This is a genomic window from Bradyrhizobium ingae, assembly GCF_055791185.1.
Map to the genome: position 1 here is coordinate 1 of NZ_JBVUBB010000041.1, position 18,966 is coordinate 18,966.

Genomic DNA, 18,966 nt, shown 5'->3' on the forward strand with positions numbered 1-18,966 from the left:
GCCACCACCACCGGATCGCATCACACAGTTGCAGCGCATTCGCAATGCGCTCGCAAAGGAGAATATGGCCTGTGCTATGACCGCGGACCAGACCGCGAGCTTCATTGTCATCAGGGTCTGTGACCTGGCGTTGTTCGCGTCGGGCCAGGCGACTATCCTGGATGGCTTCAAGCCGGTTGCGATCCGCGTCGCGGCAACCCTCGACAAGGAGCCGGGACGAATCCGGGTCGTCGGGCATACCGACAGCTCGCCGATCCGCACAGTGCGCTTCCCTTCGAACTTCGAGTTGTCGGTTGAGCGCGCCAAGGCGGTTGCCGCCGCGCTGAAACCGGGTCTGACCGATGGTTCGCGCGTCGACGTCGAGGGCAAGGGAGCCGATGCGCCAATCGCCAGCAATACGACACCCGAGGGACGCGCCAAGAACCGGCGCGTCGAGATCTTTATCGAACGCAGCGAATAGGCAGACACCGCCAGCTCAGGCGGTTTGCGACAGGTACGTGAGATGCTTGCCAAGGACATTCTCCGCATCGTTCTCTACGGAGTTGGGCTCAGCTCGCTCGGGGCGGTGATCTATTTCGCGGGTCCCTTCATCGCGTTCGGCGACTGGCGCCCGCTGGAGAACCATATCGTCCGCCAGATCGCGATCCTGCTGCTCACCACGGCCGTGGCAGGCATCGTTGGCCTCAATCTGTTCAAGCGGCGCAAGAATGCCAAGGAAATTGCCGACGGCATCAGCGGTGCTGATCAGCCCGTCAGCGACGAACCGGTGCTCAAGGAGCGCATGAAGGATGCGCTCGCGACGCTGAAGACCGCCAGCGGCAACAAGTCGGGCTATCTCTACGATCTGCCCTGGTACGTCATCATCGGTCCGCCCGGCGCCGGCAAGACCACGGCGCTGGTCAATTCCGGTCTCAAATTTCCGCTCGCGCGCGGGGCGACGCCGGCGGCGATCGCGGGGGTCGGCGGCACCCGCTACTGCGACTGGTGGTTTACCGAGGAAGCGGTGCTGATCGATACGGCCGGCCGCTATACCACTCAGGATTCCAACAGCAAGGCCGACAAGGATAGCTGGCTGGCATTCCTCGACATCCTCAAGAAAAGCCGGTCGCGCCAGCCGATCAACGGCGTCCTCGTCGCCATCAGCATCGAAGATGTGCTGACGTTGCCGAAGCAGGAGCTCGCGCTTCACGCCGACGCCATCAGGATGCGCTTGCTCGAGCTTCATCAGAGGCTCAAGGTCAGCTTTCCGGTCTACGCGTTGTTTACGAAGGCCGATCTCGTTGCGGGATTCACCGAATATTTCGCCTATCTCGGCGAGGCCGGCCGCCGTCAGGTCTGGGGGGCCACGTTCCAGACCGCCGACAAGACGCAGAATCTGGTCGGGCAGATCCCGGTCGAGTTCGACCGTCTGCTGGAGCGCCTCAGCGAGGAGACGCTCGATCGTCTGCAGGACGAGCCGACGCCGCAGCACCGCGTGCAGTTGTTCGGCTTCCCGGCGCAGATGGCCCGGCTCAAGCCGCAGATTCACGATTTCCTCAACCAGATATTCGAGCCGACGCGCTATCACGTGAACGCGAACCTGCGCGGATTCTACTTCACCTCGGGTACACAACAGGGCACGCCGATCGACCAATTGATCGGGTCGCTGGCGCGTACGTTTGGTGCAGAGGAGGTCGGTTCCGGATCCTATTCGGGCACGGGCAAGAGCTACTTCCTCGCAGACCTGATTTCCAAGGTCATCATCGGCGAGGCCGACTGGGTCTCGACCGATCGTGCCGCGGTGCGTCGCGCACTGATCCTGAAAACCGCAGCGCTGTCATTGATCGGCCTGGTTTCGATCGGGCTGATCGCGGCGTGGTTGACGAGCTACAAGCGAAACTCCGATTTGATCGAGCAGAGCCTGAAGTCGGACAGCGAGTACGCAGCCGCTGGAGCACCACTTATCAAGCAGACGCTGATCGCCGATCATGATCTCGACAAGGTGCTGCCGCTGCTCTACCGGCTGCGCAACGCCCCGGCGGGCTACGGCTCGCGCAACGAGCCGGTGCCACTGTCGGCGCGCTACGGGCTTAGCCAGCACGCCCGGCTGCTCTCACCCTCGAAGGCGGCCTATCATACGGCGCTCGAGCGCATGTTCCGGCCCCGCCTGCTGTATCGCCTGGAGGAGCAGCTCAATGAGCGCATCAACGAACCTGCCTTCGTCTATGAGGCGCTGAAGGTCTATTTGATGCTCGGCGGCCTGCAATCGCCGGACCGCGAGCTGATCCGCTCCTGGATGCAACGTGACTGGGCAGACAACCTCTATCCCGGTGCGACCAACGCGGAAGGGCGGCGCCTGCTCGATGAGAACCTCGTAGCCATGTTCGACCTCGAGACCGAGCAGCCGCCGCTGGTCGAGCTTGATGGTCGGTTGATCAAGCAGGCCCAGAACTCGTTGGCGCGCTTGAGCGTGTCGCAACGTGCCTATGAATTTCTGAAATCGGAGGCGCGCGCGTCCACCGCTGGTGACTGGATCGCCAACCGGCGCGGTGGGCCCGACATGGCCGTCGTGTTCGAAACCACCACGGGGCAGCCGCTGGACGCCGTCCGGGTGCCTGAGTTCTTCACGTATAACGGTTTCCATCAGAAGTTCATCGCCCGGCTGCCCGGATTGTCGGAGCGCATGAAGCGGGAGCGGTGGGTTTTGGGTGATGCCGGCCAGCAGTCCGCGATCGACCAGCAGTACGACAATCTGGCCGGCGATCTGCTCAGCATCTATTCCAATGATTTCGTGACGACCTGGCGAACGGCACTCGGGAGTCTGCGCCTGAAGAAGCTGCTCGCCGACAAGCCAAAATACGAAGTGCTGAGGGCACTTTCGGCGCCAACCTCGCCGATGCGGCAAATCCTGGAATCGGTGCGCGACGAGACGATGCTGACCAAGGAACGAGCGAAGCCGGCGAACGCTGCGGCGCCCGGAGCCGCCGTTGCGGCGCCCGCACCGGCGCTTTTCACCAATGTCCAGGATGGGCCGCCCGGCGCGACGATCGAGGCGCAGTTCAAACCATACCATGCGGTCCTCGAAGGTGAGAGCACTCACCGGCCGATTGACTCGACTATCGCCAACCTGAACGACATCGCGCAGAACCTGACGCTGATCGTCGAGAATCCGCAACTGACCGCGCAGGCGACTGCTGCGCTTCAGACCGAGGTAGCAGCGCTTCGCAACAACGCCTCGCGCATGCCGCCGCCATTTTCCGACATGTTGCGAGCGGCGGCCGCTGAGTTCGAAGGCAGCATCGCGGCCTCAACTGCCGGACAGATCCTGCAGACGTTGCGCGATCAGGTCACGCCGGTCTGTCAGCAGACGGTGACCAACCGCTATCCGTTTATCCGCAGCAGCAACCAGGAGGTCCCACTCGCGGACTTCGCGAAGTTGTTCAGTCCGAACGGCATTATGGACAAGTTCTTCGCCCAGTATTTGGCACCTTACGCCGACACGTCGCGGTCGGACTGGGTCTGGCGCAAGGAGAGCCCCGTCGGCCGGTCGTTCTCGCCGGACACGCTCAAACAATTCCAGAATGCGGCCTATATCCGCGATGCCTTCTTCCAGACCGGCGGCGGTGTGCCGGCGGTGTCATTCGCGATCCGGCCACCCGGGGCAGCGGGGCCAGGCGTGACCGTCAAGACCGAGATCGGCGGCACCACGATTACGAGCCCGACGACTCCCGGACCGGCAGCTCCGTCCCTGTTCGGCGGTCCACAACCCGCGCCGCAGCCGTCGCCGCAGCCGCAGAGCAACGCACCCACGACGGTGCTTTGGCCGGGGCCGTCGCCGCGAACGGCCATTTCAGTCAGCAACGACACCGGTCCGCCGTCCGTGCTCGAGCGCATCGGTCCCTGGTCGTTGTTCCGGATGCTGGAAGCGGGCTCGTTGGTCGCCAAGGCGGAAACCGCCAGCGCGACTTTCATCGTGGCCGGGCGCGAGCTCAACTACCAGATTTCGACCGGATCGTTGCGCAATCCGCTGAACCTGTCAGTGCTCCGCGAGTTTCGTTGCCCGACCGGAATATGACCATGCGTTGCGGTTTATTCGGCAAGATCGGAGCGAAACGCGATTTCATCGCGATCGCGACCCCGCGCAGCTTCCTTGAGGCCTGGGAGCCTTGGGTGCAGTCTGCGCTGTCGGCAAGTCGCCACCAACTCGGCCCAGGCTGGCAACAGGCTTTCCTGACCGCTCCGGTTTGGCGATTCTGGCTCGGCGCCGCGATCTGCGGCACCACGGTGGCTGGTGCCATCATGCCGTCGCTCGACGGGGTGGGGCGGTACTATCCGTTGACGCTGCACGCGGTGACGGACGAGGGCACCTTGCTGCCGCCGCCCAATGTTGATCCACAGGACGAATGGTTCGGCCTAGCGGAGATATTCCTGCTCGCGACACTGGATCGAGCCGCAACCTTCGAACAGATCTCCGAGGCACTCGATCGTCTCGCGGTGCCGCGCCTCCAGGCGGCCGTCACCGACGGCCCGCCGATGGCGTCGGTGGGCGCATCGGCGATGGGGGTGGTCTCGGCAACCGACGCATTCGCGGGGTCGTTTGCCGCGCTTTGCGCCGCCAACCCGCAGGTCTATGCCGCAGCCAGCTTCTGGTGGACCGCTGGAGGCGAAGGCTTTCCGGCAATGGCGTTGTGTTCTCGTGGTTTGCCGGATCCGTTTCATTACGCGGCGCTGCTGACCGGCGATTTCGGCTTTGTGGCATCCGGGACGAAATGAGGCGCGATGGTGCATATCCCATCCTTGTTCGATGTCGGTAGCGTCACCCATGCCGGACGGGTGCGGGAGCGAAACGAGGATTCATGTTTGGTACGAACCGACGTCGGCCTCTGGGCGGTCGCCGACGGTATGGGCGGTCACGAGGCGGGCGATCTTGCCAGTCGCATCGTGGTGCAATCGCTCGACGCGATCGGTACGCTGGAGTCAGCGGCAGACCTGCTGGCGGAATGCGAGGAGAGGCTGTTCAGCGCGAACCGGCAGATCCTGGCGCTCAGTCATGAACGACAGGGGGCCACCGTCGGGACCACGGCTGCCGTTCTGCTCGTGCGCGAGGGCTATTACGCCTGCATATGGGCGGGCGACAGCCGCGTCTACCTGATCAACCGCGGCGGCATCAACCAGGTGTCCCACGATCACAGTGAACTGGAGGAACTGATCGCCGAAGGTGCGCTGTCGCGCGAAGACGTGAAGGATTGGCCGAGCAATGCCATTACCCGGGCGGTCGGCATCGCCGATGACCCCGAGTTCGAGGTGGTGACCGGTCCGGCCGAGCCGGAGGACGTCTTCGTGATATGCAGCGACGGCCTGACCAGGCACCTGCAGGACGACGAGATACTGCAATACGCGGCCACGCGGCGTGCCCAAACGGCGTGCGATGACATGCTCGCGCTGGCTCTTGATCGCGGAGGTCTCGACAACGTGACGATCGTGATCGTGCGGCTGCTGACGCCGCGATCCAGGGAGCCGACACGATCGCCGCTCAATCGGGAGCCGCAGCCATGACCCCGCACGATCAATTCCGATCGTCCTACCACGGCGTGCCGCCCGGCACCCGGCTGAACGGCATCTACGAGATCGAAGCGATGATCGGTGCGGGCGGCATGGGTGAAGTCTACAAGTGCCGCGAGATCCAGACCGGATCGCCTGTTGCGGTGAAGATGCTGCTGCCGGACATGGTTGACAACGAGGCGGCGCTTGCGCTGTTCCGTCGGGAGGCCACTGCGCTCCACAATCTTCCGCATGATGCGATCGTTCGCTACTTCCTGTTCACTGTGGAGCCGGTGCTGCAGCGGCCGTATCTCGCGATGGAATTCGTGAACGGCCGCTCACTATCGAACATGCTCGAGGAAGGGCCTCTGACCTTCGAGGCGCTGGTCATGCTGATGAGCCGTGTCGCATCCGGGCTGCAAGCCGCCCACGAGCATGGCATCATCCATCGCGACGTTTCCCCCGACAACATCATTGTGCCACTCGACGACGTCAGGCGGGCCAAGATCATCGATTTCGGTATCGCCCGCTCGACGCAGATGGGTGACAAGACGATTATCGGATCGGGCTTTGCCGGCAAAGACAATTACGCATCGCCGGAACAGGTCGGGTTATACGGGAACGAGGTCACTGCGAAATCCGATGTCTACAGCCTCGGTCTCGTGCTGTTCCACGCGCTCACGGGACAGAAGCTCGACATGGGGGGCAGCCAGTTTCAACTGGTGGAGAAGCGCCGGCGTGTGCCGGATCTCGGTGCGGTGGACATGCGCATCCGGCCTTTGCTGGAGCAGATGCTACAGCCTGATCCGGCATTGCGTACGACCATGGCTGAGGTCGCGAACTGGAGGCCAGGTGGTTCGGCGCAGGCATCCGCCACGCCGTTGTACGGCTTCGATCCACTGCGGCGGCCGGAAAGCGCGGCGTCGGCGCCACAGGTCAGGATGCCGTCAACCGCGCGCAGTCGGCGCGGACTCTGGCTGGGTGCGGGCGCGGCGGCGGTGCTGCTCCTGCTCGGCGGGGGCGGATATGCCTTCTATAAACTGGTTTGGTCGGCGGCCGGGGTGGCGGCCTTGCCGCCACCCCCGAAACTCGCCGGCAAGATGTCGCCCCCGAAGGTCGAGTCCGCCGGACCACAGCCGGGAGGCCAGGAACAGGTGAAGCTGCCGGCGCCGGTGGTGGTGACGCCGTCTCCGGCGCTCGAGGGGGCGGGGCGAGCCGAACGCATCCGCAAATATGTGGCTCAGTATGCCGGCGGCGACTGCTTCTTCATCCTGCCGGTTGCCGTGAGCCAAAACGCCGCCGTCATCGAAGGCTTCGGCGCCTCGACCGCCCCGTTCGACGCCTTCGATAAGGCGTTTCGGCGGGAGCAGGGATTCGAGGCTTCGGTTGGCGTCAGGCAAGTGACTGAGGCGCAATGCCCGGCCGTAAAGTTCTTGAGCCAGGTCGGGAACGACCAGGCGCGAGCGCCGCGTATCACCCTGTCAGCGACGGAGCTGAAGGCGGGCGAAACCCTCAGCGGCACCATTGAGAACTTCGCCAACCGCGTGGTGGAACTGCTCATGGTGACGGAGCGCGGCGAGGTCCAGAGCTTGTCTTATCTTCTGAAGCCGGGCATCGACTCGCTTTCCTTCACGCTCCCGACAGCGCGCGCGAGCGGTCCGCAACTGCTCTTGGTTGTTGCGACCCCGCAGGTTCTGGACTCATTGCGCCAGCCGCGACCGATGGCGGCCGACACGTTCTTCCTCCAGGCGCTGAGCGAGGCTCAGCGCAACAAGATGACAATCGCAGCGGCGGCACGCTACGTGTTGCTCAACAATTGACTGGCACGCTCAGAATTTTCCGATCACCAGGATCTTCAGATCGGCATCCGGCTTGAAATCGCTTGCCGTATATTCAAGGCTGTTTCCGGTGGATGCCCTGAGCCGCCCCGGACAGAAGCTGACCAAGCGATCGCTGCCGCCGGGGTCGATGGTCAGCTTGAACGACCGGATCGGCCCGGCCCAATTCGCGCCGGTCTTGAGCACGTAGGAGATGCGCCGCTCCTGCAGCTTCGCGGTGTTGGCCTGGCTGCTGCCCGCGCGCTTGTCGAGTTCGGCGAGGAACGCATCCTGGACGCAATACTCCTTCCGGTAACGCGCGACTTCCTGACTGAGTGCGCTGCTGCCGCGCAGGCTCGAGCGCAGGATGGTGTCCGGGCTGGAGCCTACGCTCGGCCGATACTGGTGTTCGACGATGACAGTGCGCGTGGGCGGAAACACCTGCTTGCGCACCGCCGAGGTCTTGGTCACCCAGCCCGGCGCATATTGCTGGCGACCGTTGTCGCTCATGCCGGCAGGCATCAGAAGCCCGTCATCCACGAGCCGGGTTCGGGTCGCCGCGGGCAGGTCGGCCACCCGGATCTCGCGGTCGCCGATCGGCAGCAGCGGCAGCTTGAGTTCACGGAGCAGGGCGCTGACATCCTTGCTGCCAACCATGGCACGCTGATCGATGGTCAGCGGCGCCGGACTGCCGTCGACTTTGGTCTCGAAGTCGACGAAGTTGACCGGATCGTTCGACGGCAGTGCGATGTTCTCGGCCTCCGACAGGTCGATGTCGGGCAGCGGAAAGGCAACGGTGAGCGTAACTGGCTTGGTGGTGACGTTCGTGAATTGGTAGCGAACGCTGATGCCGTCGAGCGCGATACGAAGGTCCTCGCTCTCCATCGCCACGTCGTTGGTGCGAACGAACTGGAGACCGCCGATCGACAATTCGGCGGCCGAGTCGTTGGCCCACGCCGGCCAGCCGGTCGCAACCAATAGTGCGACGGCGAAGGCCCCTGTCCCGAACGACGGCCAAGTGGACGGTCCGTTCATCATGCCAGTCTCCGTGCGGCGTCGCAGCACATGTCGGTTCCGTCCGGCGGCGGGGTCAGTCGGTCGCCTGGTAAAGATCGCCCCACTCGGACTTCCAGACACCGTCCGGATCGCACACCACGATCGCGAGCTTCACGTCGTTGGCCAGCCGGACCGCCCCGCGAAAGGCGTCCTGGGCAGGCAATTGAGCGCTGACCTGGTCACTGGTCAGCCTCCCTCCACTCGCAGTGGCCGGCAGCACGATCGATCCAGAGGCACCGTCATTGTCGCGTTTCAGGACCAGCGTGATCGCGTCAGGCTGGACTTCGTTGACCTGCTCAAATCTATTCCTGGCCATGGTTTTGCACCGCACGCTGAAGCAGTTCGGACTATCACCGTCCAGTGATAGAATTGAACGCGATTGAGATTGCTCACCACTAATTGACGCGCCGCATCAACGGCATCTCGGATTAGTCGATCCGACGCGGCAATCGGTTCGGGTACATCGAGGCGGACATGCTTCGTCGAACTAACTCGATTTGGGCATTCATCGTCGGCGCGGTCATTTTCGTCACCGGGGCGCACGCCGACGATACCGTCGTACGGAGCTTTGCCGGCGGTTCGGCTGCGTCCATGGTCGGCATCGTCCCGGCCAGCGAGGACGTGGAACTCGCAGGGCCGCAAGCGCTTTCGGCGGATGGGCAGGGCAACCTGTTTGTGCTCGATCAGGTCAACGGCCGCATTCTCCAGTTCGATCCCAAACAGCCGAATTCGGATCCTGATGTCCTCAAGATGCCGAAGGACGTTCAGCCCACCGACCTCGTCGTCAACAACGACGACATCATGGTTTGGGACGGCGGTGTACGGACTCTGAAGGCGGCGCCTGGGCAGTCCACGCGCGGCATCGGCGGCGACGTGATCCAGCTTGAGGAAGTCTCGAGCCGTGGTGCGGATGATCAGGTCGCTGTCTCGGCTTTCGCCCAGATGGGATCGCAAGCGCCCGGCAGCGCGACCGACCTGCTTGATCAGGACACCCGCGCGGCCATCATCAAGACGACGCGGCAACCCGACCGCCAATATGTCGCTTCCCGAAGCAAGGGTTCGGTGATCGCCGATGTCATTCCGGACAAGGGCAATGCCAGCGTACGGATCGAGATCCAAACCATGGTCACCAACGAGACAATCGGCCAGCTCGGTCTGCGCGTACGCAACCAGCTCGGGACGGTGGAGTTTCTCGAGATTGACAACAGCGACCGCTTCTACGTGCTGGCCGAGGACGTTCCGCCATCGGGGAAGAATGCCTCCACCTTCGTGGCGCGCTATGCCGCGAACGGACGTCTCGAGGGAATCTACGAGCTGCCCTTGGAAAATACCCCGCTGACCAGGCGGTTCGTCACGGTTTCGGGCGATGGCGACGTCTATTTCCTGCGCACCAAGCCGGAAGGCATCGAAGTGGTTGGCGTCGGCTTCCGGCCTCTGGCCAACGCTTCGATCATCGACGTGCGACCGTCGCGAACCGCGCCCGCGCCGGCAGCGCAGCCCGACGTCAAATTCAACGCGACGGCCGCCGTGCGACCGTCCAATCGCCAACAGGCGATCGAGACCGCGTTTGCGTTCGAGGGCATCCAGTGGAAGCTGACGCAGGCGAACTACGGCAGCGATCCGGACAGCCAGTGCAGCGGTTTCAGCCGCATTCGCCGGCCGTGGTACCTGCAGGGCAAGGTGAACCAGGAGGTGCGCGGCGTCCCCTATTGTTGGGGCTGCCATGGTTCGCTCGCCAACTTCCGACAGCGGATCGAGAGCGGGACGCTGGCTGGCAATGTCTGCACCCGCAATGCGCCGCGGCCGGACGTGGCAGGCGTCGACTGTTCGGCATTCGTCAGCGCTGCGTGGGGGCTCTCCGTCCACTACACGACCGCCGCCATCCCCGCGATCGCAGCGCCGGTGGCAAATCCCTGGGACCTGAAGCCCGGAGATGCACTGAACAAGCCGGGCTCGCACGTGATGTTGTTCCTGCGGTTCACGCCTGATCGCAAGGCGGAGGTGATGGAATCCTCGACCGGCGGCTGCAACGGCCGCGTCTGCCGCAACGTCTACCCATTGGCCAGTCTGCTGGCGCGCGGCTACGCCCCGGTCCGCTTTCGCGCCTTTGCGGATGACCAGACGACAGTTTCAGCGAGCGCTTACCAGGAGACCGAACCGTCGGCAGGCCGCAAAACGGCGGGCAAGCGGCGCTGAACCCGGTGTGTAGTTGGCGCTACAGAATGGGTAGGCATGAAGTCGAGGTGGATCACGATGCGGATGCCCAGAGGACTTGATCGCAAGATCGGGCGGCTATGTGCCACCATCTGGCTCGCCGCGTTCTTCGGCCTGGCAAGCCAGCACTCGCATGCTGAAGGAGGCCTGTCGATCAGCAATCCGGACGGGGCCGCCGTGCGCGCGCTCGTGATAGGGATCGACGACTACCAGCACGTGCGCAAGCTGAAGGGCGCGGTCGCCGACGCCACCGACATCGTGACGAGCTTGAAGTCGATGGGAGTTGGCGATGTCGTCGAATTGACCAATGCCCAGGCCAACAGGGAAAGCGTCCTGCGCGAGATCAGCGCACTGGTGGAGCGGACAAAGACCAACGACCTCATCTTCCTGTCGATTGCCGGTCATGGCACCCAGGAGCCGGAGCGCGTCAAGGGCTCGGAGCCGGACGGAATGGAAAACGTGTTCCTGCTGCCGGGCTTCGAAACTACCCCGGCCGGCTCCGTTGAACGCGTCCTGGGCAGCGAGTTCAACCATTTCATCCGTCAGTTCGAGCTGCGCGGCGCGAAGGTGATCTTCGTGGCTGACACCTGCCACGGCGGCGGAATGGTGCGCGATATCGATCCGCGTGCTGCGGAGATGAGTTTCCGGCAGGTGCCGCGCTATACGTTGCTGGTCGATGAACTGAAGCCGGTGTCGGACAGCAACGACCCGAAGTCCGAGCTCGATCTCGACCGCACGGCGTTCCTGGCTGCCGTCGATCGCAACACCAAGGCGCCGGAGGTGCGGATCCCCGGCATCGATGGCCTGCGCGGGGCCCTCAGCTATGCGGTCGCGCGGGCGGTGGAAGGCAGCGCGGACATCAATCACGATGGGAAGGTGACGCTCAAGGAGCTCTTCAGCAATGTTCGGCAGGTGGTCTACCAGCTCTCTGACCAGCGCCAGAACATCGTGACGATATCATCGCAGGCTCAAACGCCGGATACCGACGTCGCCTTCGAATTGACGCGCGGTGTGGTGCTGATCCAGGGGCCGTCCGCGAGAGCGGCCTCTGGTCAGGCCGGAACGGCTAAGCCGGTCGAGGGAGAGACACCTGCGCCGCCCGCCGCGGCCACCGCTCCAACCGTTCCGACCCTCGCGGCGGCAGCCAAGGAACTTCCGACCGGCGCCGCGCCGGCGCCCCTCCGCCTTGCGGCACCGATCCGGCTGGCCGCGCTCGACGGCAAGACGAATTATTTTGGGAGCGTGACACCCAAGGATGTCACAGTGCAGACTGTTCAACCCACGGACAATCCCGACCTGATCTGGGACCCTGTGTCCCACGACGTGATCGCGTGGGGTGATGTGGTCGCCTATGGGGTGGACGTTGCCAGTTTGCCGACGGTGGTTGACCGGACAGCGGCAATTCGTGAACTCAAGCGCATGGCGACCCGGTCGCCGCAGATAATGCGCATCTGGCCTGACGATCGTCAGCAGCGAGCCGGCCAGACCGTCGAAGTCGACTTGTCCGATGTGGCATCAAGGGCGGTGCTGCTGTTCAATGTATCCGGTGATGGCACTATCCAGATGTTGTATCCGGTGGGTTCTGATGCGGCGCTGGCCCGATCGGCGAGCTTGCGGCTGCCGCTCAGGGTCGGCGAGCCATTCGGTGCGGAACAAATCGTTGCAGTGACCTCGCAGCAGCGCATGGTTGATCTCGAGACGGTCCTGATGCAGCTGAACCGGCGCCGTGCCTCGGGACAGATGATCAAAAGCCTCGAGCGTTACTTGCCCGCGGACGCGCGGATCGCTTCGATCGGCTTTTTCAGCGCTCCCTGACTTCTGGGGGAAGCAGGCCATGCCGCCGTCGAAGTCGATCCGCCACGAGCGATCATGGCTCGCATTCCTGCTGCTGGCGGCAGGTAGTGGAGCCGCGTCCGCAGCGCCGCTGCCATCGGCATCTCTGCAAGTCAGCACGACAAATGCGCCATGGCTTTGGCCCGTGCAGGCGACGCGCGGGCGGACCAATGCCGCAAGTGTGTCTCTTGAGATCCTGCCGAGCGAGACTGTGAACGTTGGCGGCAAAGTGTCGTTCGGTGTGACCGCCAGGAAACCGGGATATCTCATCCTGGTGGATGTCGATGCGGAAGGGCGAATGTCCCAGATCTTTCCGACTCCCGAACTATTGGCGCAGTCGGACGGACGCGACATCAATCTCGTCAAGCCCGGCGTCCAATTCGTCGTTCCGACCCCGGCGGCACGGCAGCGTGGCTTCGAGTATGTCGTCGCACCGCCGACGGGGTCCGCGGTGATGGTTGTGATCCTGAGCGAGCGGCGTGTGCAATTGCTCGACCTGCCCGACTTGCCCCGCAAGCTGCAAGGGCAGGCTGAGGCGTTGAGCTACCTATCGGCCTGGACCAGCGAGCTTCGGGTGCCCGACAACGATAGTGGAAAGCTGGTGACCAACAATTGGTCGTTCGCCATCAAATCCTATTCCATCAAGTGAACGTGCAAGGCCAGGGCTCTGCGAGGGCCAGAGCATGATCCGAAAAGATCATGCTCAAACAACTCTCAATCTCATCGCGCTTTAGAGTTTGCTTAGGCGGCTGAAGAAACCGCCCCGGGCGATCATGTAATGAATGTCCTTCGGAAAGGGAAAAGCGCTGCGAACGTTGGAAATCGCGTGCTGGAGGAATTCGCCATGCTGTGGCGCCGGCTTATGGCCCAGCCGGGGCTGGTCGGCGACCTGCGGAATCATGAAACGATCCACGAAAGCCGGATCGAGGTCGTTGACCCTGACCATCTGGCCGAATGCCGGAAACAAGTCGTAGTGACCCAGGCTCACGGTGAGGTTCTTGAGGGCAGGGCGCTGGGGCTGAGCTTGATTGCCATCGGTCGTCGCCAGCCCGCGCCCGATCAGGTCCAGCTTCACGGATTGCGGGAGAGTTGACGGACCATAGACGATCTCGAGTGTGCGGCCGTCCTGTCCCGACAGCCACTGGTACCAGAACGTCGCATCGTCGGGCTGCGCTCTGGCGCCGTAGAGGCAGTCAAATCCCCAACATGCCGTCAGCTTCGGCTGATACTTTCCGAGGCTCCCCACGAGGTTGCGCATGCCGTTACCGCCGCCGGAGTGGCATGCGATGATGAGCTTTCCGATCTGCAACTGCGGAATGGACGTCGAGGAGCCGCCGAGGAAGTTTGCGAGGGCTCCAAGGATTTCGTCGAGGTAGCGCTCGCCCCATGTCGGGGCTGCGAGGTCCTTCACGCTGTAGTCCCCGGCAAAGCTGTCGCCGACTGCATATTCGTAGCCCAGGAAGGGCGCGATGAGCACCACGTCCTTGCCGGAGTCCCGCACCTGCTCGCGCAGTCGCGCGGGATCGTTGTGGAACAGGAATTCATGGTCTTTGACGTAGAAGCCGTGCAGCCAGATCACGACGTCGAACTTGGTGGCTGCTGATACGTGCTTTGGCGGAAGATAAAGCGCCGTCGGCTTCATGCCGGGCGCCTGCCGTTTCGTGAAGAGCGTCACCCCGGGAAAGACGTTGATGTCCTTCTGCTCAAGCTCACACGCCACCACGCAGGTCGCTCCGCTTCGGCCAGGTCAGACACAAGCTCGGCGGCAGAGTCGAGGTTATGCCCGACAGCTCGGCACACTCGCCGGGGGAACATCTCGCCGCGCTAGTTGCAGACCTCGGCATTGGGATTGGCGTAGGGGCCACCTCCGCCCCGATACTCGAGATGGCAGCCGCGCTTGACGGGGCGGCACAAGAGGTCGTTGCAGTAAATCTGTCCTCCCGCGCCTGATGCGCTGCGCCTGGAACCATCCGCCTGCGGCCTCGGGTTCGCCTGTCGCGGCGGAACGTCTGCCGTCGGCTGCCGACCCTCGCGGGTCGAACGATCCGCGCGCGACGGGCGATCATCCGCATTGCGCTTCGCAACCGGCTTCTTCCCGCGCTGCTTCTCGCATTCATTGTCGTCGTTGAGGAACGAGCCTTCGGCGCAGGTGATCTTGCTGCATTGGTCGCCGTCGGGTCGGTAGCCGTGATCGCAAATCAGCGGGCAGACTCGCGATGGCCTGAGCTTGATCGCGTCAAGTGTATCCAGACTTGCAAGCTTGACGTCCAGCTTGGTGCCCGCGTGTCGGTTGAACAGGGCCAGCGAGCGTTGCGAGGCTGCATTCCATTCGCCATCGACGGCACCGGTAAAACAGCCGACGCGGCTCAACTCGCTCTGTACCGACCTGGCGAGATCGGCCTGAGGCGGTGGGGGGCTCAAAGCGGCCACCTTCGCGCCCTTGTCATCCTGACTGGGGGCAGCGGCTGCTGGATTATCGGGCGCTGCATTCTCAATGGCGGGCGTATTGCCGGAGACTACGCCGGCGGCCGAAGTTTCAGATGCAGTCCGCTTGCGTTCGGCCTCGGCTGCCTGCTCCTGCGCCGCCTGTTTTGTTCTTTCGGCGGCTATCCGGGCCTCGTCCGCAGCCTTCAAATCTGCGGCCGCCTTCTCCTGGTCGGCGCGCTGCGCCCCTTGGGAGGCAAGCCGAGCTCGCTGCTGTTCGGCCTGCTGTGCTTTCTCGGTCGCCGCGACGCGTGCATCCTCCGCGTCGATTTGGTTCAGCTGAAGCTTGGCCAGACTTGCGTAGTATCCATCCGGGTGCTGGGCAAGGAACGCGCTCAGGGCGCCCTTGTTGCCGAGCTGCAGGGCCAGCTCGTAGTCTCGACGAACCTCCGACTGGGCGGTGGCCGCTGGTGCCGGTTCCTGTGCCTTGGGAGCAGGAACCAGCGCGACGTCATCGCCGCCCAGCGAGCCGTAGACGTAGGGTTCCTGTCGGTTACCCGTGGCCTGCAGAACATCGTCGCGGACAAAGCCGAAAGCTCTCCGCAAGTCGAGCCCCGGCTTTGCGATATACTTGACCAGCGCCATCGCGTACGGGCTGTTCTTGCTGTTGCCGTCGAGCGCCGTCAATCCGGCTTTCGCGGCGAATGCGATCAGCGTATTGGACACCGTGGGTTCGACCCTGGCGAGCCCGCGGCTGATGGATCTCGAGGCGACCGTCCGCTTCATCGTGTCGGCAAACGGATTGTTGCGGCAGGCGTCGACGATCACGATCCGTAGCTGCCTCGCGGGCTCGATGGCTAGCAAGACACGGTCGAGAGAGAACGCCTCGTCATAGATATCGGTGTCACGTTCCAGTCGCGCATCCGTCGGGATCAGATAGTTCGTCCCATCAATCTCAATGCCGTGACCCGCATAGTACACCAGGGCAATATCGGCATCGCGCGCCTGATCGGCGAAGTCTCTCAGAGCTCTCCGCATATCGCTGGCAGCGAGGTTGAGCCTCGAGTCAACCACGTCAAAACCTGCGCCCTTCAAGGTCGCGGCTATGGCCGCAGCGTCGTTGGCCGGGTTTGGAAGTAGCGGGGCATTTTGATAGCTGGAATTGCCGACCACCAACGCCACGCGCTTTGTTGCCCAAGCTGGCTGAGAGGCCAAGAACAGTGAAGCAACGAGAAGAAGACAAACTCGGAGGTGCCTGTACAATTTCATGGCGAAACATCCAGCATCTGCCCGAAGACATAGCGTCGCGAAGATGGCCACTTAAAAAATGCTCACTGAATTAATTCGTACGCTACTGGTGGCCACCTGTCTGCGTACACTCACAATTTCGAGCCCGATCCATTCCTCAAGTTGTCGTTTGGCCAAGTCAACGCGTTCAAGCCCGCACGGAAGATTGTGATGGGGGCAACCGCCTTGAACCGGTGGCAATATCCCTCGGGGCGCCCACCGCTGTCAGGTAAGATATTGATTGAAGAAGTGTTTTTGGCTCAAAGGCGCCCTTTCCGGGAACCGCTCTCGAATGACGTTTTAGCGAGCTGCGTGCGGAGCGGGCGGGAACCGGCAGGTGCGGATCGGTCAGGGCGACGGGACGATAAAGGGGCCCGATGCCAGTCATCGAGGCCGGGCCAAGCTGTGCACCATATTCCTATCGTGCGGGCTCGCTTGCAGAGCTCGATTACCGCAGCTTGATCTGCAGACCGTTGTCCAACATGATTTGCTTGAGGGTGGCACCAAGGAGATCGTAGTAATCCTTCTTCTTTCGGAGTGACCATTCCTTTACGTCACCGTTCCAATACCGCGCATCCGCGTCGCTGAGGCGAGCGCGCAGCAGAACGAACAGGTTTCTCTGGTCCACGGTGTTCAGCCGAGAGCCCTGCAACCGACCGGCCTGAAGTCCAAAGTTATAAAGCTTGCGGAAGGTTTCGCGCTTTTCGGGAAAGACGCTGTCGAGGGGCGGATAGGCGAGCGGAGGATAGAAATCGCTGACCATCCTGTCAGACCAGCCGTCGGCCCGCATGACAAAGGACGGGCAGAAGCCACCGAAGAAATGCTGTCTCGATTTGTATTTCAAGGCGTCGTTGTAGGGTGCGCCCAGCGCTACGAACGGACCGACAATCGCGGCAATCGCGCCAGTCACGATCATCCCACCTTCGACGAGGGCGCCTAGGGGAATTTCGGACATGCTGATGCCCATATCCGCGACGCCGTAGATGTCCAGCGCCTTGGATATCGTATCGTACGCGTTCTGATCGTTGTATCCGGGAGCGCTGACTCCACCCACGCCCACCTTGCCGGTTATGGCGATCGCGTCCTCGTTGTACGTCAGGGTCGGAAGGAAGATGTATCCGGGGTCAGCGTCGTCCGTGAAGGCCCAGTTTCGTCCTCCGTCAAGGCTGTGCCGGCAACCGATGTATTCACGCAAGTACCAATTGACCTGGTCGGTGTAGAAGCGGTCGAGCGGGCTGAGGCGGAAATTGATCCAGATGAGGTTGTGCTCGGAGAACTGATGGTGGTTACGGGCCGCTAGGGTGAGCCAGGTGTCGCCGGTCCTGACCTTGTACTTGTATGTCTCCGGCGGTTGGGTCCAGGGTTGCAGTGGTTTCAGAGGGCGCCTCTCGTTGCGCAACGGCTGCACAACCATGTTTTCACCTCCAGATTTGAACCTATTGACGCCTCTGGCCGCCAACCAACTTGAAACGGGACGTTGGAGCCTCGCCTTTTGTGCGGTTTTGCTGGATTGAGGTTCAACGAGCCGCAGCTCGCGAAGTGCGCCGCAAGGCAGATGAGTTCGAAATCCAGCTTTGGAGATCCTTATGTCCATTCCGCTGAGAATTTACATCACGCCATTTGCCGAGAAGGGTGTTGTGGAGCCTGGAAAATGGAGTTGCGAGGCGGCCAAAAAAGCGCTGGATGTGGTCAACACGATCTGGTCAAAGGCCAAGATTTCGTTCGTGATCAGCGATTGCTTGGTCGACAAGCCGCTCGACATTGCAAAGAACGCTCGCAACAACGACAAGCGGGTACTGGATGTTCTCAGCCTCCGGCATGATCCGGACAATGCGGTCCATATCTATCTAGTCAATCCGATCCAGAATCTTTCAGCAGGCGGGAGCTCATACCTTCATAGCGATCCAGAGCCGGCCAGCTTTGTGCAGTGGTACAGCGATGACTTCGCCAATGGACGCGCCTGGGCCCATGAACTTGCTCATCTCATGAGTGTTGATCACGTCGAGATTGATTACACGAACGAAAGGCAGGCGGCCGCACTTGGCAAAAATCTCATGACGAAAGGATTGAGCGTCGGCAGCGAGTTGACCAAACAGCAAATTGAGACGGCCAAAGGCTCGAAACTGGTCAAGCGATTTGGCGGCTGACGTTCGCTTGGCTGCGACTAAGGCGCATTTTCCAATCGGTCGCGTTGCTGGCTCAAGACCGGCTTCGGCGTCCCGTTCTGGAATAGGGGTGACAGGACCGTCGAGGGACCGGACTGAAAAAGTTGACGGAGCCGACTTCGAAGCTTGCAGGGTTGGATGCGTAGTCGCCGGGAAAATAGCCGTTAGTCGGCAGATCGCAGTCGCTGGTGCGTCCATCGAACGGCGCGCCGCTCGTAGTCCCGAATCGCAGAGCGCGCGCATTGCCATCCTGCGCAAGCGCATTGGAGACGGGCGCAAGGATGAGGAGTCCGATCGCGATGCTCCGTCGAGCGTTCATGCCATTCTCCCTAGGGACGGATCGTCCCCCAATCGCCCTTCCAGCCCTCGAGTCGCCCGCGACGAAACTGGAGGTACAATCCGTCGCTGCGGCTCGACAGCGCACTTCCTTTGACGTTGGGCCGTGCGAGATAAAGCTCGTTGCCCGGGCTGCCCCGGACGTAGGTCAGGGCTACGCCCAGCGTCTGTGCCGCCTGATCCGCGTTCATCCCGAAGGTCAGCGGCATGTTGTTCGGACTGATCTGCTGGGCATGAGAGGTCACGACGTTGATCGATGCAAGGGTCATCGTCACGGTCGCGATTCCGAGGGAATGGCGACACCATTGCAGGAG

Annotated in this window: 15 protein-coding genes; 9 read left to right on the forward strand and 6 right to left on the reverse strand. The window is 62.6% G+C overall.

The window, feature by feature from the left end:
• The 5 genes from tssL to ACV1FX_RS35585 form a co-directional block, all read left to right on the forward strand.
• The coding region (gene tssL, locus ACV1FX_RS35565; protein WP_473122198.1) for a type VI secretion system protein TssL, long form at nt 1–460 on the forward strand (460 nt) is incomplete at its 5' end.
• A 42-nt stretch (nt 461–502) separates the two neighbouring features.
• Nucleotides 503–4,054, forward strand: a complete 3,552-nt coding sequence (gene tssM / locus ACV1FX_RS35570; protein ID WP_473122199.1) for a type VI secretion system membrane subunit TssM — start codon at nt 503–505, stop codon at nt 4,052–4,054.
• Nucleotides 4,051–4,752, forward strand: a complete 702-nt coding sequence (tagF, locus tag ACV1FX_RS35575; RefSeq protein ID WP_473122200.1) for a type VI secretion system-associated protein TagF — start codon at nt 4,051–4,053, stop codon at nt 4,750–4,752. Before tssM ends, tagF begins: the two co-directional genes overlap by 4 nt.
• A 6-nt stretch (nt 4,753–4,758) precedes the next feature.
• Nucleotides 4,759–5,535, forward strand: coding sequence for a PP2C family protein-serine/threonine phosphatase (locus ACV1FX_RS35580; protein ID WP_473122201.1), 777 nt, complete (start codon nt 4,759–4,761; stop codon nt 5,533–5,535).
• Nucleotides 5,532–7,340 carry a serine/threonine-protein kinase gene (locus ACV1FX_RS35585; protein ID WP_473122202.1) on the forward strand — a complete coding sequence of 603 codons (1,809 nt, stop codon included), beginning with the start codon at nt 5,532–5,534 and terminating at the stop codon, nt 7,338–7,340. Before ACV1FX_RS35580 ends, ACV1FX_RS35585 begins: the two co-directional genes overlap by 4 nt.
• Nucleotides 7,341–7,349: 9 nt before the next feature.
• Here the strand turns inward: ACV1FX_RS35585 and ACV1FX_RS35590 are convergent, their stop codons facing one another.
• A complete protein-coding gene (locus ACV1FX_RS35590; protein ID WP_473122203.1) occupies nt 7,350–8,375 on the reverse strand; it encodes a DUF4424 domain-containing protein in 1,026 nt (341 codons plus the stop codon).
• A gap of 52 nt (nt 8,376–8,427) precedes the next feature.
• The gene (locus ACV1FX_RS35595) at nt 8,428–8,709 is read right to left on the reverse strand and encodes a hypothetical protein (protein ID WP_473122204.1); all 282 of its coding nucleotides are present in this window, start codon (nt 8,707–8,709) and stop codon (nt 8,428–8,430) included.
• A 158-nt stretch (nt 8,710–8,867) separates the two neighbouring features.
• On the opposite strand from ACV1FX_RS35595, the gene ACV1FX_RS35600 reads away from it, so the two are divergent.
• The 3 genes from ACV1FX_RS35600 to ACV1FX_RS35610 are packed head-to-tail and all read left to right on the forward strand — an operon-like array spanning nt 8,868 to nt 13,089.
• On the forward strand, nt 8,868–10,589 hold the full coding sequence (locus ACV1FX_RS35600; protein WP_473122205.1) for a hypothetical protein: 1,722 nt from the start codon (nt 8,868–8,870) through the stop codon (nt 10,587–10,589).
• A gap of 57 nt (nt 10,590–10,646) precedes the next feature.
• Complete coding sequence (locus ACV1FX_RS35605) at nt 10,647–12,422, forward strand: caspase family protein (RefSeq protein WP_473122206.1); 1,776 nt, start codon at nt 10,647–10,649, stop codon at nt 12,420–12,422.
• Nucleotides 12,423–12,441: 19 nt separating this feature from the next.
• The gene (locus tag ACV1FX_RS35610) at nt 12,442–13,089 is read left to right on the forward strand and encodes a DUF4384 domain-containing protein (protein ID WP_473122207.1); all 648 of its coding nucleotides are present in this window, start codon (nt 12,442–12,444) and stop codon (nt 13,087–13,089) included.
• An 81-nt stretch (nt 13,090–13,170) separates the two neighbouring features.
• Here ACV1FX_RS35610 and ACV1FX_RS35615 read toward each other — a convergent pair whose 3' ends face one another.
• From ACV1FX_RS35615 to ACV1FX_RS35625, 3 genes are all read right to left on the reverse strand, one after another.
• Nucleotides 13,171–14,160, reverse strand: coding sequence for a hypothetical protein (locus ACV1FX_RS35615; protein WP_473122208.1), 990 nt, complete (start codon nt 14,158–14,160; stop codon nt 13,171–13,173).
• A gap of 104 nt (nt 14,161–14,264) precedes the next feature.
• Complete coding sequence (locus ACV1FX_RS35620) at nt 14,265–16,133, reverse strand: caspase family protein (protein ID WP_473122247.1); 1,869 nt, start codon at nt 16,131–16,133, stop codon at nt 14,265–14,267.
• Between the two features lie 466 nt (nt 16,134–16,599).
• Nucleotides 16,600–17,565, reverse strand: coding sequence for a hypothetical protein (locus ACV1FX_RS35625; RefSeq protein WP_473122209.1), 966 nt, complete (start codon nt 17,563–17,565; stop codon nt 16,600–16,602).
• 172 nt (nt 17,566–17,737) lie between these two features.
• Here ACV1FX_RS35625 and ACV1FX_RS35630 point away from each other — a divergent pair, with 172 nt between their 5' ends.
• Complete coding sequence (locus tag ACV1FX_RS35630) at nt 17,738–18,298, forward strand: hypothetical protein (protein ID WP_473122210.1); 561 nt, start codon at nt 17,738–17,740, stop codon at nt 18,296–18,298.
• A gap of 347 nt (nt 18,299–18,645) precedes the next feature.
• Here the strand turns inward: ACV1FX_RS35630 and ACV1FX_RS35635 are convergent, their stop codons facing one another.
• A complete protein-coding gene (locus tag ACV1FX_RS35635) occupies nt 18,646–18,921 on the reverse strand; it encodes a hypothetical protein (RefSeq protein ID WP_473122248.1) in 276 nt (91 codons plus the stop codon).
• Nucleotides 18,922–18,966 lie beyond the last annotated feature (45 nt).